The following is a 13420-nucleotide window of genomic DNA, read 5'->3' on the forward strand; positions in this document are numbered from 1 at the left end:
TATCTTGGGTCTTTATCAATTCTGTTGATGTATATGGGGGAGTGTGATTAATATTGGAAACGAATGTTTTTGATATCTTCCATCAGAGGTCGTGATGATTAGAAATTTGGATCTGACGACGCTGCGCTCATTTGTGGCAGTGGCAGACAACGGTGGCGTGACACGCGCAGCAGGTTTTTTGCATCTCACTCAATCGGCGGTTTCGATGCAGTTGAAACGGCTGGAGGAGTTGCTGGGGCTTGAACTGCTGGACCGGTCGGGGCGCTCCATTGCCCTGACCCCATCGGGGGAACAGCTGCTCGGTTATGCTCGCCGCATGGTCGCGCTCAATGACGAGGTGATCACCCGGCTGACCGATCAGGCTTTTGAAGGTGAGGTGGTGCTGGGGGTGCCGCATGACGTGGTCTATCCGGTCATCCCGCGCGTACTACAGCGGTTCAACACCAGCTTTCCCCGCGTCAGCGTCAATCTGGTGACCTCGAATACCCGCGATCTGAAGGCCGGCTTCGCCAAAGGGGCCTATGACCTGATCCTGACGACCGAAGGAACTGCGGGCGAGGGCGGCGAGCCCATCCACGAAATGCCGCTGCGCTGGATCGGGGCGGTGAACGGCTCCGCCTGGCGGCAGCAACCGCTGCGTCTTGGCTTTTGCCGCAACTGTATTTTCCGGGCCTCTGCAACCGCAGCACTGGATGAGGTTGGGATCGAGTGGGATATGGCGGTGGACAGCGAATCCGACCGCACGGTTGAGGCCACGGTGAGTGCTGACCTTGCCATTGGCGTTCTGCTGGAAGGTACCCAACCGGCCCATCAGGAGGTTATCGAACACGGCGGCGTGCTGCCTGCCTTGCCGGTGCAGCAGATCAACCTCTATGGCGCGGATCGGGTGCGGGCCGAGTATGTTGGCGATCTTGCCAATATCATTCGGCAGGGATTTGCTGCGCTGCGTCCGGCGCAGTTGCGCGCAGCGGGCTGATCAAAGGGGCTGAGGGAGTAAAAGGCTCTCGAAAAGGGATGTGATCGCCATGGCCCTATAACCGAGCGATGGCGATTTCCCGGTTCTATTTACCTTTCACGGGGTAATAACGACCTTCCCGGTCGAGGCCCGGCTGCGCAGCAGCTCCATTCCTTCCGCGACCTGCGACAGTGGCAGGACGTGGCTGATATGAGGTTTGATCCGACCGGCTGCGTGCCAGTCGAACAGAGTTGCAAAGGCCTGCTGAATGACCTCTGGCCGGGCTTTCATGTAGCCGCCGATATAAAAGCCGATCACGGTCAGGTTCTTGACCAGAAGATGATTGGCCGGGATCTGGGGCACTTCGCCGCTGGCAAACCCGATCGGTAGCAGTCGCCCGCAGGGGTTAGTCGCCCTAAAGGCAGCTTTCCACACCGGGCCCCCGACCGCATCATAGACAACATCGGCGCCGCCCAGGTCCTTTACGATGCTGCGCAGATCCTCGCTGTCGTCGATCAAGTGATCCGCTCCAGCGGCCCGGGCCACCTCCAGTTTGTCGGTGCCGCGCGCATGAGCAATAACGCGGGCGCCCATCAGCTTTCCAATCTCCACTGCGGTCAGCCCAACGCCTCCGGCGGCGCCGGTGACAAGCAGGGTTTCGCCCGGTTGCAACCGGGCGCAGTGATCCAGCGCCACCAGGCTGGTGCCATAGGCGATCTGCAGCGCGGCGGCGTGTTCAAAACTCATGCTGTCCGGAATGCGGACCGCGCGGCTGGCGTCAAACACACCTTCTTCAGCCAAGCCACCTTGACCGCAGAAGACTGCAACCCGGTCACCGATCTTGAACTCTGTTACCGTTTCTCCCAGCGCGGTTACCGTGCCAGAGACCTCCAAGCCCGGTACGAAGGGCAGGGTGGGGGTGTCCTGATAAGTGCCTTTCTGCATCAGAAGATCCGCGAAATTCAGCCCGCAGGCGGCGATCCTGACAGCGATCTGGCCTGCAGCCGGAGCCGGGCAGGCAATTTCGATCAGTTCCGGGGCGGCGTCGAAGGCGGTGACCTGATAAGCCTGCATGATGTCCTCTTGGTTTTGCCGCGCGAAAGGTGATTCGTTGCGTGACTGTTTGACAACAGACGCCGCAAATTCACCTCGCTATTTATGGGGAGGCATTATTTCACATGTTGTTGGTCGCATTAGCATGACAAAATGATGCATGAAATCATGTATTTGGATATCTTCAACCGCGACTGACCTTTGTCGCACTTGAATTCAACCGTGGAGGTCGTAAGCTCAGCTGAGGGGTTGAGCCTCTGTCGCGGTTTTAGAAGGTCCGGTAACGCGGGCCAGTGTTGATATCCTGACGGATTTAGCAATCATCGCGGCTACTTGGGCGCGAACCACTTTGGTATAACTAGGAGATAGCACATGGCTCATCCTGTAGATGTGCATGTCGGCAAACGGATCCGTCACCGTCGCTGGCTAATTGGTATGACACAGCAGCAACTGGCCGAGAAAGTCGGCATCAAGTTCCAGCAAATTCAGAAATATGAAACCGGTGCCAACCGGGTCAGCGCCTCCCGCCTTTGGGATATTTCTGACGCGATGGACGTCCCGGTCAGTTTCTTCTTTGATGGTCTACAGGAAGAGGATAAGGCCCCTGCCGACAAGGCAGACAAGGCGTCGGTGCCTGAGGATCTGATGGGCGATAAAGAGGCCTTGGATCTGGTGCGTTCCTATTACGCGATCCCCGAGAACCAGCGCAGGCGATTGTTCGAGCTGGCCCGTGTGCTCAGCGACGCAGCCTGAAAGTGAAAAGACCCTTCGGGGTCTTTTTTCTTGAATAGCGTGCGGCCAGATGGCACCGCCATCGCATGACACAGAACCCTGATTCCGATTTGGACGTTGCGCAGAAGATGGCCGATGCGGCCGGCGCAGCGATCCTGCCGTATTTCCGTAGCGCCACTCTTGGAGCGGACAACAAGCTGGAGGACGGGTTCGATCCGGTCACCGTCGCCGATCGCGAGGCCGAGCTGGCGATGCGGGCGGTGCTGGCGCAGCTGCGCCCTGATGATGGTATCCTGGGCGAGGAATTCGCTCCCGTCGAAGGCAGCTCTGGCCGGACCTGGGTTCTGGATCCTATCGATGGCACCCGCGGTTTCATCAGCGGCACGCCGACCTGGGGGGTGCTGATCGCCATGTCCGAGGCAGACGGCCCCGTGCTGGGCGTGATCGATCAGCCCTACACCGGCGAACGCTTTATCGGCGCGCCCGGGCTGGCGCAGATGACCGGGCCACAGGGCGCACGCGATCTGGCGACCCGCAACGGCACGGCGCTGGATCAGGCGATCCTTTTCACCACCTTCCCCGAAGTCGGCACCCCTGAAGAACGTGCCGGGTTCGAACGTGTCTCCGGAAAGGTCCGGCTGACGCGCTATGGCATGGACTGCTACGCCTATGCACTGCTGGCGGCGGGGCAGATCGATCTGGTTATCGAGGCAGGCCTCAACGCCTATGACGTGCAAGCTCCGATCGCAGTGATCCAGGCTGCAGGCGGTGTCGTTACTGATTGGGAGGGCGGCCCGGCTCATGAAGGCGGTCGGGTGCTGGCCGCCGCCAATGCCGAGTTGCACGCAGCGGCGCTGGCCCTATTGAAAAACAGCTGATCAGGTCCCGTCCGGGGCTTGAGCGCGGCCATGGCAGTGCTGTATAGCACCGCCACGGCCCGAGTCCTTTACCCGTATTCTGTCGGGCCAGTTCACACTTCCAAAACCGAAACGGGTGATAAAGGAGTGTGAACCAATGCAGGAAATCCTGATTCAAAATGCCACCACCGTCATCACCATGGATGATGCGGACCGCGTATTGCACGATGCAGATGTTCTGATCCGGGGCGGTCAGATTGCCAAGGTGGGGCAGGGGCTGCGCACGACAGGGCAGATCCTCTCTGGCCGGGGCTGCGTGGTGACGCCAGGCCTCGTCAATACGCACCACCATCTCTACCAGAACCTTACGCGCGCAGTGCCCGGGGCGCAGGACGCGCTGCTGTTTGGCTGGTTGCAACGGCTCTATCCGATCTGGGCGCGCTTTGGTCCGGAGGAGATGTTCGTCTCTGCCCAGCTGGGACTGGTGGAACTGGCCCTCTCCGGCTGTACGCTCAGCTCTGATCATCTGTACCTCTATCCCAACGGCGCGCGGCTGGAGGATACCATCCATGCCGCCCGCGAGGTCGGTTTGCGGTTTCACCCCACACGCGGCGCCATGAGCATCGGGGAAAGCGACGGGGGATTGCCGCCGGATAGCCTGGTCGAGCAAGAGACGTCCATTCTTGAAGATATGATCCGCGTGGTTGATGGCTTTCACGACGCCTCTGAGGGCTCCATGTGCCGGGTGGGGCTTGCGCCCTGTTCGCCGTTTTCGGTCAGCCGCGACCTGATGCGGGATGCGGCGTTGCTGGCGCGTGACAAGGGCGTGATGCTGCATACCCATCTGGCCGAAAACGATGAGGATATCGCCTATTCCGAAGCGCAGTTCGGCTGCCGTCCCGGCCAATATGCCGAGGAACTGGGCTGGACCGGCGATGACGTTTGGCATGCGCATTGCGTCAAGCTGGACGCGCAGGAAATCGATCTGTTTGCGCGCACCCGGACCGGCGTGGCGCATTGCCCCTGTTCCAATTGCCGCCTTGGCAGCGGTATCGCACCGGTACGGGCGATGCGCGATGCCGGGGTGCCGGTGGGGCTGGGCGTTGATGGCTCGGCCAGCAACGATATCGCCAACTTGATCGGCGAGGCGAGGCAGGCCATGCTGCTACAGCGGGTTGCGCAGGGCGCTGACGCCATGAGCGCCTATGAGGCGCTGGAAATCGCCACCCGTGGCGGCGCTGATATTCTGGGTCGTCCCGATTGCGGTCGGCTCAGCCCCGGCAAACGCGCCGACGTGGCAGTCTGGGATGTGACCGGCGTTGCCTCCAGCGGCAGCTGGGACCCGGCGGCCTTGCTGCTGGCCGGGCCGACACAGGTCAAGCATCTGTTCGTGGAAGGGCGTCAGATCATCTCGGCAGGCGAGGTCACCAGCCTTGAGCTGCCGCGGCTGATCGAACGCCATGGGCAGCTGGCCCGCGCCTTGGCCGAGAAGGCGTAACGGAAGGCTGCAGGCGGGGCGGGGCGTCAGACCTGCCGCCCGCCGATCCAGACTTCGGACACAGCCCGGTCATCACCCATCATGATGGTGGCAAAGGCGGCCTCCCAGATGTCATCGGCGCGGGCGGCGCGCTGGGCGATGGCGGGGGTGGAGGCGAGATCGAGCACCACAAGATCGGCCTCCATGCCCGGGGCGACATTGCCAATCTTGTCTTCGAGCCGCAGCGCCGTGGCCGAGCCTTGCGTTGCCAGCCACAACAGCTGGGCCGCGTGCAGGGGGGTGCCGCGCAGCTGGCCGATCTCATAGGCTGACGCCATCGTGCGCAGCATGGAAAAGCTGGAGCCGCCGCCGGTGTCGGTGGCAAGGCCGATCCGCTGCCCTTCGGCCATCAGCCCGGCCATATCGAACAGCCCGGACCCGATGAAGGTGTTCGAGGTAGGGCAATGCACCAGCGCGGCGCCATGTTCGCGCAGCCGGTCACGTTCGCGCGGTTCCAGATGGATGGCATGTCCGTAAAGGCCACGTGCGCCCAACAGGCCAAAGGCCTCGTAGGTGTCCAGATAATCGCGGGCATCCGGGAACAGATCCTTGACCCAGGCGATCTCATCCGTTTGTTCACTCAGATGGGTTTGCATCAGGCAGCTGGGGTTGGCGGCCCAGAGGGCGCCGATGGCCTCTAGTTGTTCAGGGGTAGAGGTGGGGGAGAACCGCGGCGTGATCGCATAGTCCAGCCGGTCGATCCCGTGCCAGCGCGCGATCAGCGCCGCACTGTCGTCATAGGCAGACTGAACCGTATCCTGCAGCCCTTCTGGGGCGTTGCGGTCCATACAGGTTTTACCCGCCACAACCCGTTGCCCGCGCGCCTGCGCCGCCGTGAAGAAGGCATCAACGCTTTCGGGGTGGATGGTGCAATAGCTGCAGACCGTGGTGGTGCCATGGGCAGCGGTCAGGTCCAGATAGCGGGCCGAAATCTCATCGGCATAGGCACGATCACCAAAGCGCATCTCCTCGGGGAAGGTATAGCTGTTCAGCCAGTCGATCAGCCGCTTGCCCCAGCTGGCAATAATGGCGGTCTGTGGATAGTGCACATGCGCATCGACGAAGCCGGCAAGAATCAGCTTCTCCCCGTGATCATGCAACGCGGCTGCGGGAAACCTCTGGCGCAGATCGTCAAAGCTGCCGACGGCGGCAATCTTCCCATCCTGCACTGCCACTGCCTCGCTCAGCCTTGCCGCTTCCTGCGGTGCCTCGGTGGCAAAGGGGGAGCCTTGAAAGGACAGGACCTGTCCCCGCAGGATGTGGGCGTTGCTCATGATGTGCTGTCCTTTCGTGCGAATTCACCGCATGCAGGATACGCGCGGCGCGCGCGGCGGTAAATTGTGTCATTGTCATTGTTTTCCGGTAGCAGCTTCTTCTATTCATGGGACAAGCATCGGAAGGGGCAGCGTATGAGCACAGGCGACGAGACCATCGGGACCGACAAGGGCCAGGACGACGCCTATATGTTGGATCGCCGCCGCGTGGCGCAGATCCTTTATGCTGTGGATACCAACGACAAGGCCGAGCTGGCGAACCTGATGGAGCCGCTGCACGCGGCCGACATCGCCGACCTTCTGGAGCAGGTGAACGCCTATGACCGGGCCCGGCTGATCCGGCTTTATGACCGCGAATTCGACGGCGAAATCCTGTCAGAACTGGACGAGGCGATCCGCGAGGAAGTGATCGCGATCCTCAACCCGCAGGTTTTGGCTGAAGCAGTCCGGGATCTGGACAGCGACGATGTGGTCGACCTGCTGGAGGACCTTGAAGAGCCGCAGCAGGAAGCCATTCTCGACGCGTTGGAGGATTCCGACCGGGTCGCGATCGAGCAATCGCTGAGCTACCCGGAAAACTCCGCCGGCCGCCTGATGCAGCGCGAAGTGGTGATGGCGCCGGAACACTGGACGGTGGGGCAGGCGATTGATTTCATGCGCGAAAGGTCGGACCTTCCAGCGCAGTTCTATCACGTGGTCATGGTCAGTCCGCGCCTGCATCCGGTGGGCAATGTCACTCTTGGCCGGATCATGTCGGCCCGACGCGAGGTACCGCTTACCGATCTCAGGGAAGAAACCTTCCAGGTCATTCCCGCCGATCAGGACGAGGAAGACGTGGCCTATGCTTTTAACCAGTATCACCTGATTTCGGCCCCGGTGGTCGATGACGAGGGGCGTCTTGTGGGTGTCATCACCATCGATGATGCCATGGCGGTTCTGGATGAAGAGCACGAAGAAGACATCCTTCGCCTGGCCGGTGTCGGCGAAGGCAGCCTGTCGGACCGGGTGATTGACACCACCAAGCGGCGGTTCCCCTGGCTGGCGGTCAACCTGGTAACGGCCGTGCTGGCGTCGATGGTGATTTCAATGTTCGAAGATACCATCGCCCGGTTCGTGGCCCTCGCCGTGCTGATGCCCATCGTGGCCTCGATGGGCGGCAATGCCGGCACCCAGTCGCTGACGGTGGCGGTGCGTGCGCTGGCCACACGCGACCTGACAGGATCAAACGTCTGGCGGGTGATCCGGCGTGAGGTTCTGGTGGGGCTGGTCAACGGTCTGATCTTTGCCGTTGTGATGGGCTGTGTCGGGCTGTTGTGGTTCGGCTCGCCGCAGCTTGGCGCGGTGATTGGCGTCGCGATGGTCATCAATCTGGTCGTGGCAGGCCTCGCCGGGACCGTGGTGCCGGTTATGCTGGAAAAAATGAATGTGGACCCGGCACTTGCCTCGGGGGCTTTTGTGACGACGGTGACCGATATCGTTGGGTTCTTTGCCTTCCTCGGTCTGGCTGGGCTGGTTCTTCTCTAGGCATTCAATCCCGGCAAAGGAGGGAGCAATGGCGGATCTGGCAGCGATCAAGGCACAAGCGCGCAAGGCGGCCTTTGCCCGGCGCAAGGAGGCCTTCGACATGGGAAAACCCGGTGCCGCCGGGCATCTGTCCGAGGTGCTGGCCGGGTATCGCGGTGTTCCACTGTCCGGATACATGCCGATCCGAACCGAGATTGATCCGCTGCCTGCCATGGCCGAAGCCGCAGCCCATGGAGTCGTCGGCGTACCGGTGATCGAAGGTGCAGGTCTGCCCTTGCGGTTCAGCCGCTGGCAGCCCGATGCGCCGCTGCGCGAGGGACCGTTCGGGGCGATGGTGCCTGCGGTGGATGACTTCTTTGAACCCGAGATCCTGATTGTGCCGCTGGTGGCCTTTGATCTGTCCGGCGGGCGGCTTGGCTATGGTGGCGGCTTTTATGACCGCACGCTGGAGCTCTTGCGCAGCAAGCGAGCAACGCTGGCCATCGGCTTTGCCTTTGATGCGCAGGAGGCGGCTGATCTGCCGCTGGAGCCGACCGATCAGCCGCTTGACATGATCGTGACCGAAAGCCGTATCCTCCAGTTTTCCCGATAGGGAAGGGGCTTAGGTCGCATATGGCTCGCGGGATTTGAGGCGAAAAACGCCACATAGGGCGCAGCGGGGGCTTGTTCCCCGTCGCAGCGCCGCCTAGGACTGAGCCATGAGAATTCTGTTTCTAGGCGATGTGATGGGCCGCGCGGGGCGCCGTGCCATCACCGAAAACCTGCCGCGACTGCGCAAGGAGTGGCGGCTGGATTTTGTTGTGGTCAACGGCGAGAACGCGTCGAATGGCATGGGGCTCAGCGGCGATCACGCCAAGCTTCTGCTTGATGCCGGAGCTGATTGTCTGACCCTTGGCGATCATGCCTTTGATCAAAAGGACATGATGCAGTTCATCGAAAAGGAACCGCGTATCATCCGGCCACTGAATTTTGCAAAAGGCGCACCGGGGCGGGGGCACCGCCTGTTCGACGCGCCCGGCGGGCGCAAGGTGCTGGTAACGCAGGCGCTGGGTCAGGTGTTCATGAAACGGGCCTATGACGATCCCTTTGGCGCTGTCGAAGGCGTGCTGAAGGCGCACCCGCGCGGCGGGCTGGCGCAGGCGGTGATCGTCGACATGCATTGCGAGGCGACCTCGGAAAAGATGGCGATGGGGCATTTCTGCAATGGCCGGGCCTCGCTGGTGGTCGGCACCCACACTCATGTCCCCACCGCTGATGCGCAACTCCTGTCCGAAGGCACCGGTTATCTGACCGACGCGGGTATGTGCGGCGACTACAATTCCGTCATCGGCATGGACAAGGCCGAACCGATGCGCCGGTTCCTGACTGGCATGCCCAAAAGCCGCTTCACCCCGGCGGAAGGGGAGGCGACCCTGTCGGGTGTCTTTGTCGTAACAGACGACCGCACCGGCGCGGCCAAGGAAATCCACATGGTCCGGGACGGTGGTCTGCTGCAAGGCGCGGCGCCGGTCTGATCCACTAACCTCCCGCTCCGGCCACCAAATGTGCATTGAAATCATCGTGAGATGCCAAATGCTTGTGGCCGGGGTGCAGAAGTGCTTGCTCCGCAATTTAGGATCGGGGACACTCTGTGCCGGTCTGGCATAATGGGCGGGACCGCAGCATCGCAAACCAGGTGGGATATTTGCCGCACATGCATGTCTTTCAAGTCGCTCAGAACGGCAGCGCCCTGATCACCCTTCTGATCGTCGCACTGATGTTTCTGGCCTTTCTGAAGGAAACCTACCCGACCGAGGTGGTGGCCCTCGCTGGGGTGTCTCTGATGCTGATCACCGGCGTTCTGCCTTATGATGCGGCGCTGCCGGTGCTTTCCAACCCGGCGCCGTGGACGATTGCGGCGATGTTCATCATCATGGGAGCCTTGGTGCGCACCGGGGCGCTGGATGCCTTTACCGCGATTGCCCGCAAACAGGCCGAGGTCAGCCCCAAGCTGGCCGTTGCCATGTTGATGGCCTTCGTCGTGGGCGCCTCTGCCATCGTCTCTAATACGCCGGTGGTGGTTGTGATGATCCCGGTGTTCATCCAGATCTCCCGCACGCTGGATGTCTCGGCCTCCAAGATGCTGATCCCGCTCAGCTATGCGGCGATCCTGGGTGGCACGCTGACGCTGATCGGCACCTCGACCAACCTCTTGGTGGATGGTGTGGCCCGGGCACAGGGTTTGGCGGCTTTCAGCATTTTCGAAGTCACGCCGCTAGGGGTCATTCTTGTGATCTGGGGCATGGTCTACCTGCGCTTCATCGCGCCGCGGCTGCTGCCGGACCGGGACAATCTGGCCAACCTGCTGAGTGATCGGTCAAAGATGAAATTCTTCACCGAGGCGGTTATTCCCCCCGAAAGCAACCTGATCGGCCGTGAGGTTTCCGGCGTTCAGCTGTTCAAACGTCCCGGCGTGCGCCTGATTGACGTCATCCGCGGCGATGTTTCGCTGCGCCGAAACCTCAAAGGCGTCGAGCTGCAGGTCGGGGACCGGGTGGTGCTGCGCACACAGATGACCGAGCTTCTGAGCCTGCAAAGCAACAAGGAATTGAAGCGCGTCGATCAGGTGTCGGCGGTGGAGACCAAGACTGTCGAGGTTCTGATCACCCCCGGTTGCCGTCTGGTCGGGCGCTCGCTGGGTGCCATGCGCCTGCGTCGCCGCTATGGTGTCTATGTGCTGGCGGTGCACCGGCGCAATCAGAACATCGGTGTGCAGCTCGACGATTTGGTGGTGCGGGTCGGCGATACCCTGCTGCTGGAAGGCGCCCCAGCGGATATTCAGCGTCTTGCGGCAGATACGGATATGGCCGATGTCTCTCAGCCGACGCAGCGGGCCTATCGCCGCAGCCACGCACCCCTTGCGATTGCTGCGCTCCTCGGGATCGTGCTGTTGGCCGCGCTGGGTGTTGCACCGATCCTGCTGCTGTCGGTTGTCGCGGTGGCGCTGGTGCTGGTCAGCCGCTGCATCGACGCGGATGAGGCGTTTTCCTTTGTCGACGGGCGGCTATTGGCGCTGATTTTCTCGATGCTGGCGATTGGCGCTGCGCTGGAAAGCTCGGGCGCGGTTGCGCTGATCGTCAATGCCATCGCACCGGGCCTGTCCGGCCTGCCGCCCTTCCTGCTGGTCTGGGCGGTCTATCTGCTGACGTCGGTGCTGACCGAGCTGGTGTCGAACAATGCGGTGGCGGTGGTGGTGACCCCCATCGCCATCGGGCTTGCCCAGGCGATGGGGCTGGATCCGCGTCCGCTGGTTGTTGCGGTGATGGTGGCAGCCTCGGCATCCTTTGCGACGCCCATCGGCTATCAGACCAATATGCTGGTCTATGGTCCGGGTGGCTACAAGTTCACTGATTTCCTGCGCGTGGGCATTCCGCTGAACCTCAGCATCGGCCTGCTGGCCTCGGCCCTTATCCCGCTTTTCTGGCCTCTTTGAGGCGCGATTACATCGGCCAGAAGAACAGGATGGCCGGGATCGAAACCGCGATCACCAGGATTTCCAGCGGCAGTCCCATGCGCCAGTAATCGCCGAACTGATAGCCACCGGGACCCAGCACCAGCGTGTTGTTCTTGTGGCCGATGGGAGTCAGAAACGCCGCAGAGGCCGCCACGGCGACCGCCATCAGGAACGGGTCTGGGGAGACATTCAGCGCCGTTGCCATCTGGATACCCACCGGGGCCGCAACAATGGCCGTGGCCGTGTTGTTCAGCACATCTGACAGTGTCATTGTGACCACCATCAGTACGGTCAGGATCGCCCAGGCAGGCAGGCCTTCGGTCAGGCCGATCAGGCCGTTGGCGATCAGTTGGGTACCGCCGGAACTGTCAAGTGCGGCGCCGAGTGGGATCATCGAACCCAGAAGAACGACCACAGGCCATTCGACGTGATCATAGATTTCCGCCACCGGCAGGATCTTTGTCAGCACATAGGCAATTGCCACCAACCCCAGTGCCACTGGCAGGTAGACAAGGCCCACCGAGGCCGCCGCTACAGCTGCAGCAAACAGGCCGATGGCCATCCATGTTTTATCATTGGCGGTGACGGATAGGCCCCGTTGGGCCAGTGGCAGGCAGCCAAGCCATTCGGTCACATCGGCGCTGCGGTCGCGCGGGCAGAGCAGCAACAGGATATCGCCCGGCTCGATGGTGGTCTGGCGGATATGGCTGGTCAGACGCCGCCCTTGCCGGGAAATACCCAGCAGAACCGTGCTTTGGCGCCAGGCAAGGCCGACGGCCTGGGCGCTGCGCCCGTTGACGCGCGCGGTTTCCGGCACCACCACCTCGACCAGTTCCAGCCCTTCGCCTGCGGCGGTCAGTTTTTCCTGCCGCGCGGCATCGGCAAAATCGAGCGACAGCGCTGTGCGGAATTCGTCCAGCGCCTCGGGCGTGGCTTCGATCACCAGCGTGTCGGCGGCCCGCAGGCTGTATGCGGCGGCACGACCATAAAGCCGTTTGCCGTCCCGGATCAGACCCAGAATCGCCACGTCCGCCTTTTCCGCCTCGCTGTCCAGCTCTCCCAGGCGTTTGTCGATCAGGGGGGACTCTTCGGGCACTGTCAATTCGGCGATGTAATCGGCGATTTGCGCCTCAGAGGCGCCGGCGGCGTTCTTGCGCTGCGGGATCAGACGCCAGCCAATCAGAGCCACAAACGCGAGACCGGCAACCGAGGCAACGAGGCCGACCGGGGCGAAGTCGAACATCTGGAAGGGTTCGCCAAGGGCTTCATGGCGGATCGAGGCGATAATGATGTTGGGCGGGGTGCCGATCAGCGTGACCATGCCGCCAAGGATTGTCGCAAAACTCAGCGGCATCAGGCTCAACCCCGGGGCGCGGCCCGCCTTGCGCGCGGTCTGGATATCCACCGGCATCAGCAGGGCGAGGGCCGCGACATTGTTCATGAAGGCTGACAGAACCGCGCCGATGCCGCCCATCAGGCTGATATGCAGACCCAGAGTGCGACTGCTGTCGACCAGCGTGCGGGTGATCAGGAAGACGGCACCGGACCGCACCAGCCCGGCCGAAACGATCAGCACAAGCGCCACCACCAATGTGGCGGGATGGCCGAAACCGGCAAAGGCATCCTTGGCCGGGACAACGCCGATCACCACAGCCACCATCAGCGCCGAAAAGGCCACCAAATCATAGCGGTAGCGCCCCCAGAGCAGCATCCCGAAGACCGCTGCGAAGATGATGAAAAGAATGCCCTGGTCGAATGTCATTGCTGCCTGTCCCTGGTTGAACCCGGGATGAAGCCCTGCAAACGCCGGGACGGTCATTCCGGTAATGGGGGCAGTGTCGCGCAAAGCCGCAGCCGATGCCAGTACTGGCCTGAAAGCCGGACGGATTTGTGTGCCTCAAGCTTTGAGGCGTGCTGCTGAGGTGGCTTTGGCACCAATCTCTTGCGGCCCGCGATGCAGGGCTGTATCAAACGCCCCGACAAGATCAATCGGTA

At 62.0% G+C, this 13420-nt stretch carries 11 protein-coding genes; 8 read left to right on the forward strand and 3 right to left on the reverse strand.

The window, feature by feature from the left end:
• The first annotated feature begins 94 nt into the window (after window positions 1–94).
• Window positions 95–976 (forward strand): LysR family transcriptional regulator, encoded by an 882-nt coding sequence (locus SM764_RS07660; protein ID WP_065270780.1) that lies wholly within the window; start codon window positions 95–97, stop codon window positions 974–976.
• 96 nt (window positions 977–1072) lie between these two features.
• On the opposite strand, the gene SM764_RS07665 is transcribed toward SM764_RS07660, so the two are convergent.
• Window positions 1073–2029: an NADPH:quinone oxidoreductase family protein gene (locus SM764_RS07665; protein ID WP_369001443.1), complete on the reverse strand. Its 957-nt coding sequence runs from the start codon at window positions 2027–2029 to the stop codon at window positions 1073–1075.
• Between the two features lie 351 nt (window positions 2030–2380).
• Between SM764_RS07665 and SM764_RS07670 the strand changes: the two genes are divergently transcribed.
• The 3 genes from SM764_RS07670 (at window position 2381) to SM764_RS07680 (ending at window position 5095) form a co-directional block, all read left to right on the forward strand.
• Window positions 2381–2761: a helix-turn-helix domain-containing protein gene (locus tag SM764_RS07670; RefSeq protein ID WP_065270778.1), complete on the forward strand. Its 381-nt coding sequence runs from the start codon at window positions 2381–2383 to the stop codon at window positions 2759–2761.
• Window positions 2762–2826: 65 nt separating this feature from the next.
• Complete coding sequence (gene hisN / locus SM764_RS07675) at window positions 2827–3618, forward strand: histidinol-phosphatase (protein WP_369001444.1); 792 nt, start codon at window positions 2827–2829, stop codon at window positions 3616–3618.
• A 136-nt stretch (window positions 3619–3754) separates the two neighbouring features.
• Complete coding sequence (locus SM764_RS07680) at window positions 3755–5095, forward strand: 8-oxoguanine deaminase (protein ID WP_369001445.1); 1341 nt, start codon at window positions 3755–3757, stop codon at window positions 5093–5095.
• A gap of 26 nt (window positions 5096–5121) precedes the next feature.
• Here SM764_RS07680 and guaD read toward each other — a convergent pair whose 3' ends face one another.
• Complete coding sequence (gene guaD / locus SM764_RS07685) at window positions 5122–6408, reverse strand: guanine deaminase (protein ID WP_369001446.1); 1287 nt, start codon at window positions 6406–6408, stop codon at window positions 5122–5124.
• Between the two features lie 135 nt (window positions 6409–6543).
• Between guaD and mgtE the strand changes: the two genes are divergently transcribed.
• The 4 genes from mgtE to SM764_RS07705 all read left to right on the forward strand — a co-directional run bounded on the left by mgtE (window position 6544) and on the right by SM764_RS07705 (window position 11404).
• Entirely contained in the window at window positions 6544–7932 is a 1389-nt protein-coding gene (gene mgtE / locus SM764_RS07690) for a magnesium transporter (RefSeq protein ID WP_065270774.1), read from the forward strand.
• A 28-nt stretch (window positions 7933–7960) separates the two neighbouring features.
• Window positions 7961–8524 carry a 5-formyltetrahydrofolate cyclo-ligase gene (locus tag SM764_RS07695; RefSeq protein ID WP_369001447.1) on the forward strand — a complete coding sequence of 188 codons (564 nt, stop codon included), beginning with the start codon at window positions 7961–7963 and terminating at the stop codon, window positions 8522–8524.
• Window positions 8525–8630: 106 nt separating this feature from the next.
• On the forward strand, window positions 8631–9446 hold the full coding sequence (locus SM764_RS07700) for a TIGR00282 family metallophosphoesterase (RefSeq protein WP_369001448.1): 816 nt from the start codon (window positions 8631–8633) through the stop codon (window positions 9444–9446).
• A gap of 179 nt (window positions 9447–9625) precedes the next feature.
• Window positions 9626–11404 carry an SLC13 family permease gene (locus SM764_RS07705; RefSeq protein WP_347509905.1) on the forward strand — a complete coding sequence of 593 codons (1779 nt, stop codon included), beginning with the start codon at window positions 9626–9628 and terminating at the stop codon, window positions 11402–11404.
• A gap of 7 nt (window positions 11405–11411) precedes the next feature.
• On the opposite strand, the gene SM764_RS07710 is transcribed toward SM764_RS07705, so the two are convergent.
• On the reverse strand, window positions 11412–13187 hold the full coding sequence (locus tag SM764_RS07710; RefSeq protein ID WP_369001449.1) for an SLC13 family permease: 1776 nt from the start codon (window positions 13185–13187) through the stop codon (window positions 11412–11414).
• Window positions 13188–13420 lie beyond the last annotated feature (233 nt).

It is taken from the genome of Pseudophaeobacter sp. 1A16562 (genome assembly GCF_041008785.1).
Classification (GTDB): Bacteria; Pseudomonadota; Alphaproteobacteria; order Rhodobacterales; family Rhodobacteraceae; genus Phycobacter; species Phycobacter gallaeciensis_A.

Bases quoted from the DNA above. Each gene is read 5' to 3' on its own strand.
- SM764_RS07660 (WP_065270780.1), top strand. From the start codon at position 95: ATGATTAGAAATTTGGATCTGACGACGCTGCGCTCATTTGTGGCAGTG.
- SM764_RS07665 (WP_369001443.1), bottom strand. From the start codon at position 2,029: ATGCAGGCTTATCAGGTCACCGCCTTCGACGCCGCCCCGGAACTGATC.
- SM764_RS07670 (WP_065270778.1), top strand. From the start codon at position 2,381: ATGGCTCATCCTGTAGATGTGCATGTCGGCAAACGGATCCGTCACCGT.
- hisN (WP_369001444.1), top strand. From the start codon at position 2,827: ATGACACAGAACCCTGATTCCGATTTGGACGTTGCGCAGAAGATGGCC.
- SM764_RS07680 (WP_369001445.1), top strand. From the start codon at position 3,755: ATGCAGGAAATCCTGATTCAAAATGCCACCACCGTCATCACCATGGAT.
- guaD (WP_369001446.1), bottom strand. From the start codon at position 6,408: ATGAGCAACGCCCACATCCTGCGGGGACAGGTCCTGTCCTTTCAAGGC.
- mgtE (WP_065270774.1), top strand. From the start codon at position 6,544: ATGAGCACAGGCGACGAGACCATCGGGACCGACAAGGGCCAGGACGAC.
- SM764_RS07695 (WP_369001447.1), top strand. From the start codon at position 7,961: ATGGCGGATCTGGCAGCGATCAAGGCACAAGCGCGCAAGGCGGCCTTT.
- SM764_RS07700 (WP_369001448.1), top strand. From the start codon at position 8,631: ATGAGAATTCTGTTTCTAGGCGATGTGATGGGCCGCGCGGGGCGCCGT.
- SM764_RS07705 (WP_347509905.1), top strand. From the start codon at position 9,626: ATGCATGTCTTTCAAGTCGCTCAGAACGGCAGCGCCCTGATCACCCTT.
- SM764_RS07710 (WP_369001449.1), bottom strand. From the start codon at position 13,187: ATGACATTCGACCAGGGCATTCTTTTCATCATCTTCGCAGCGGTCTTC.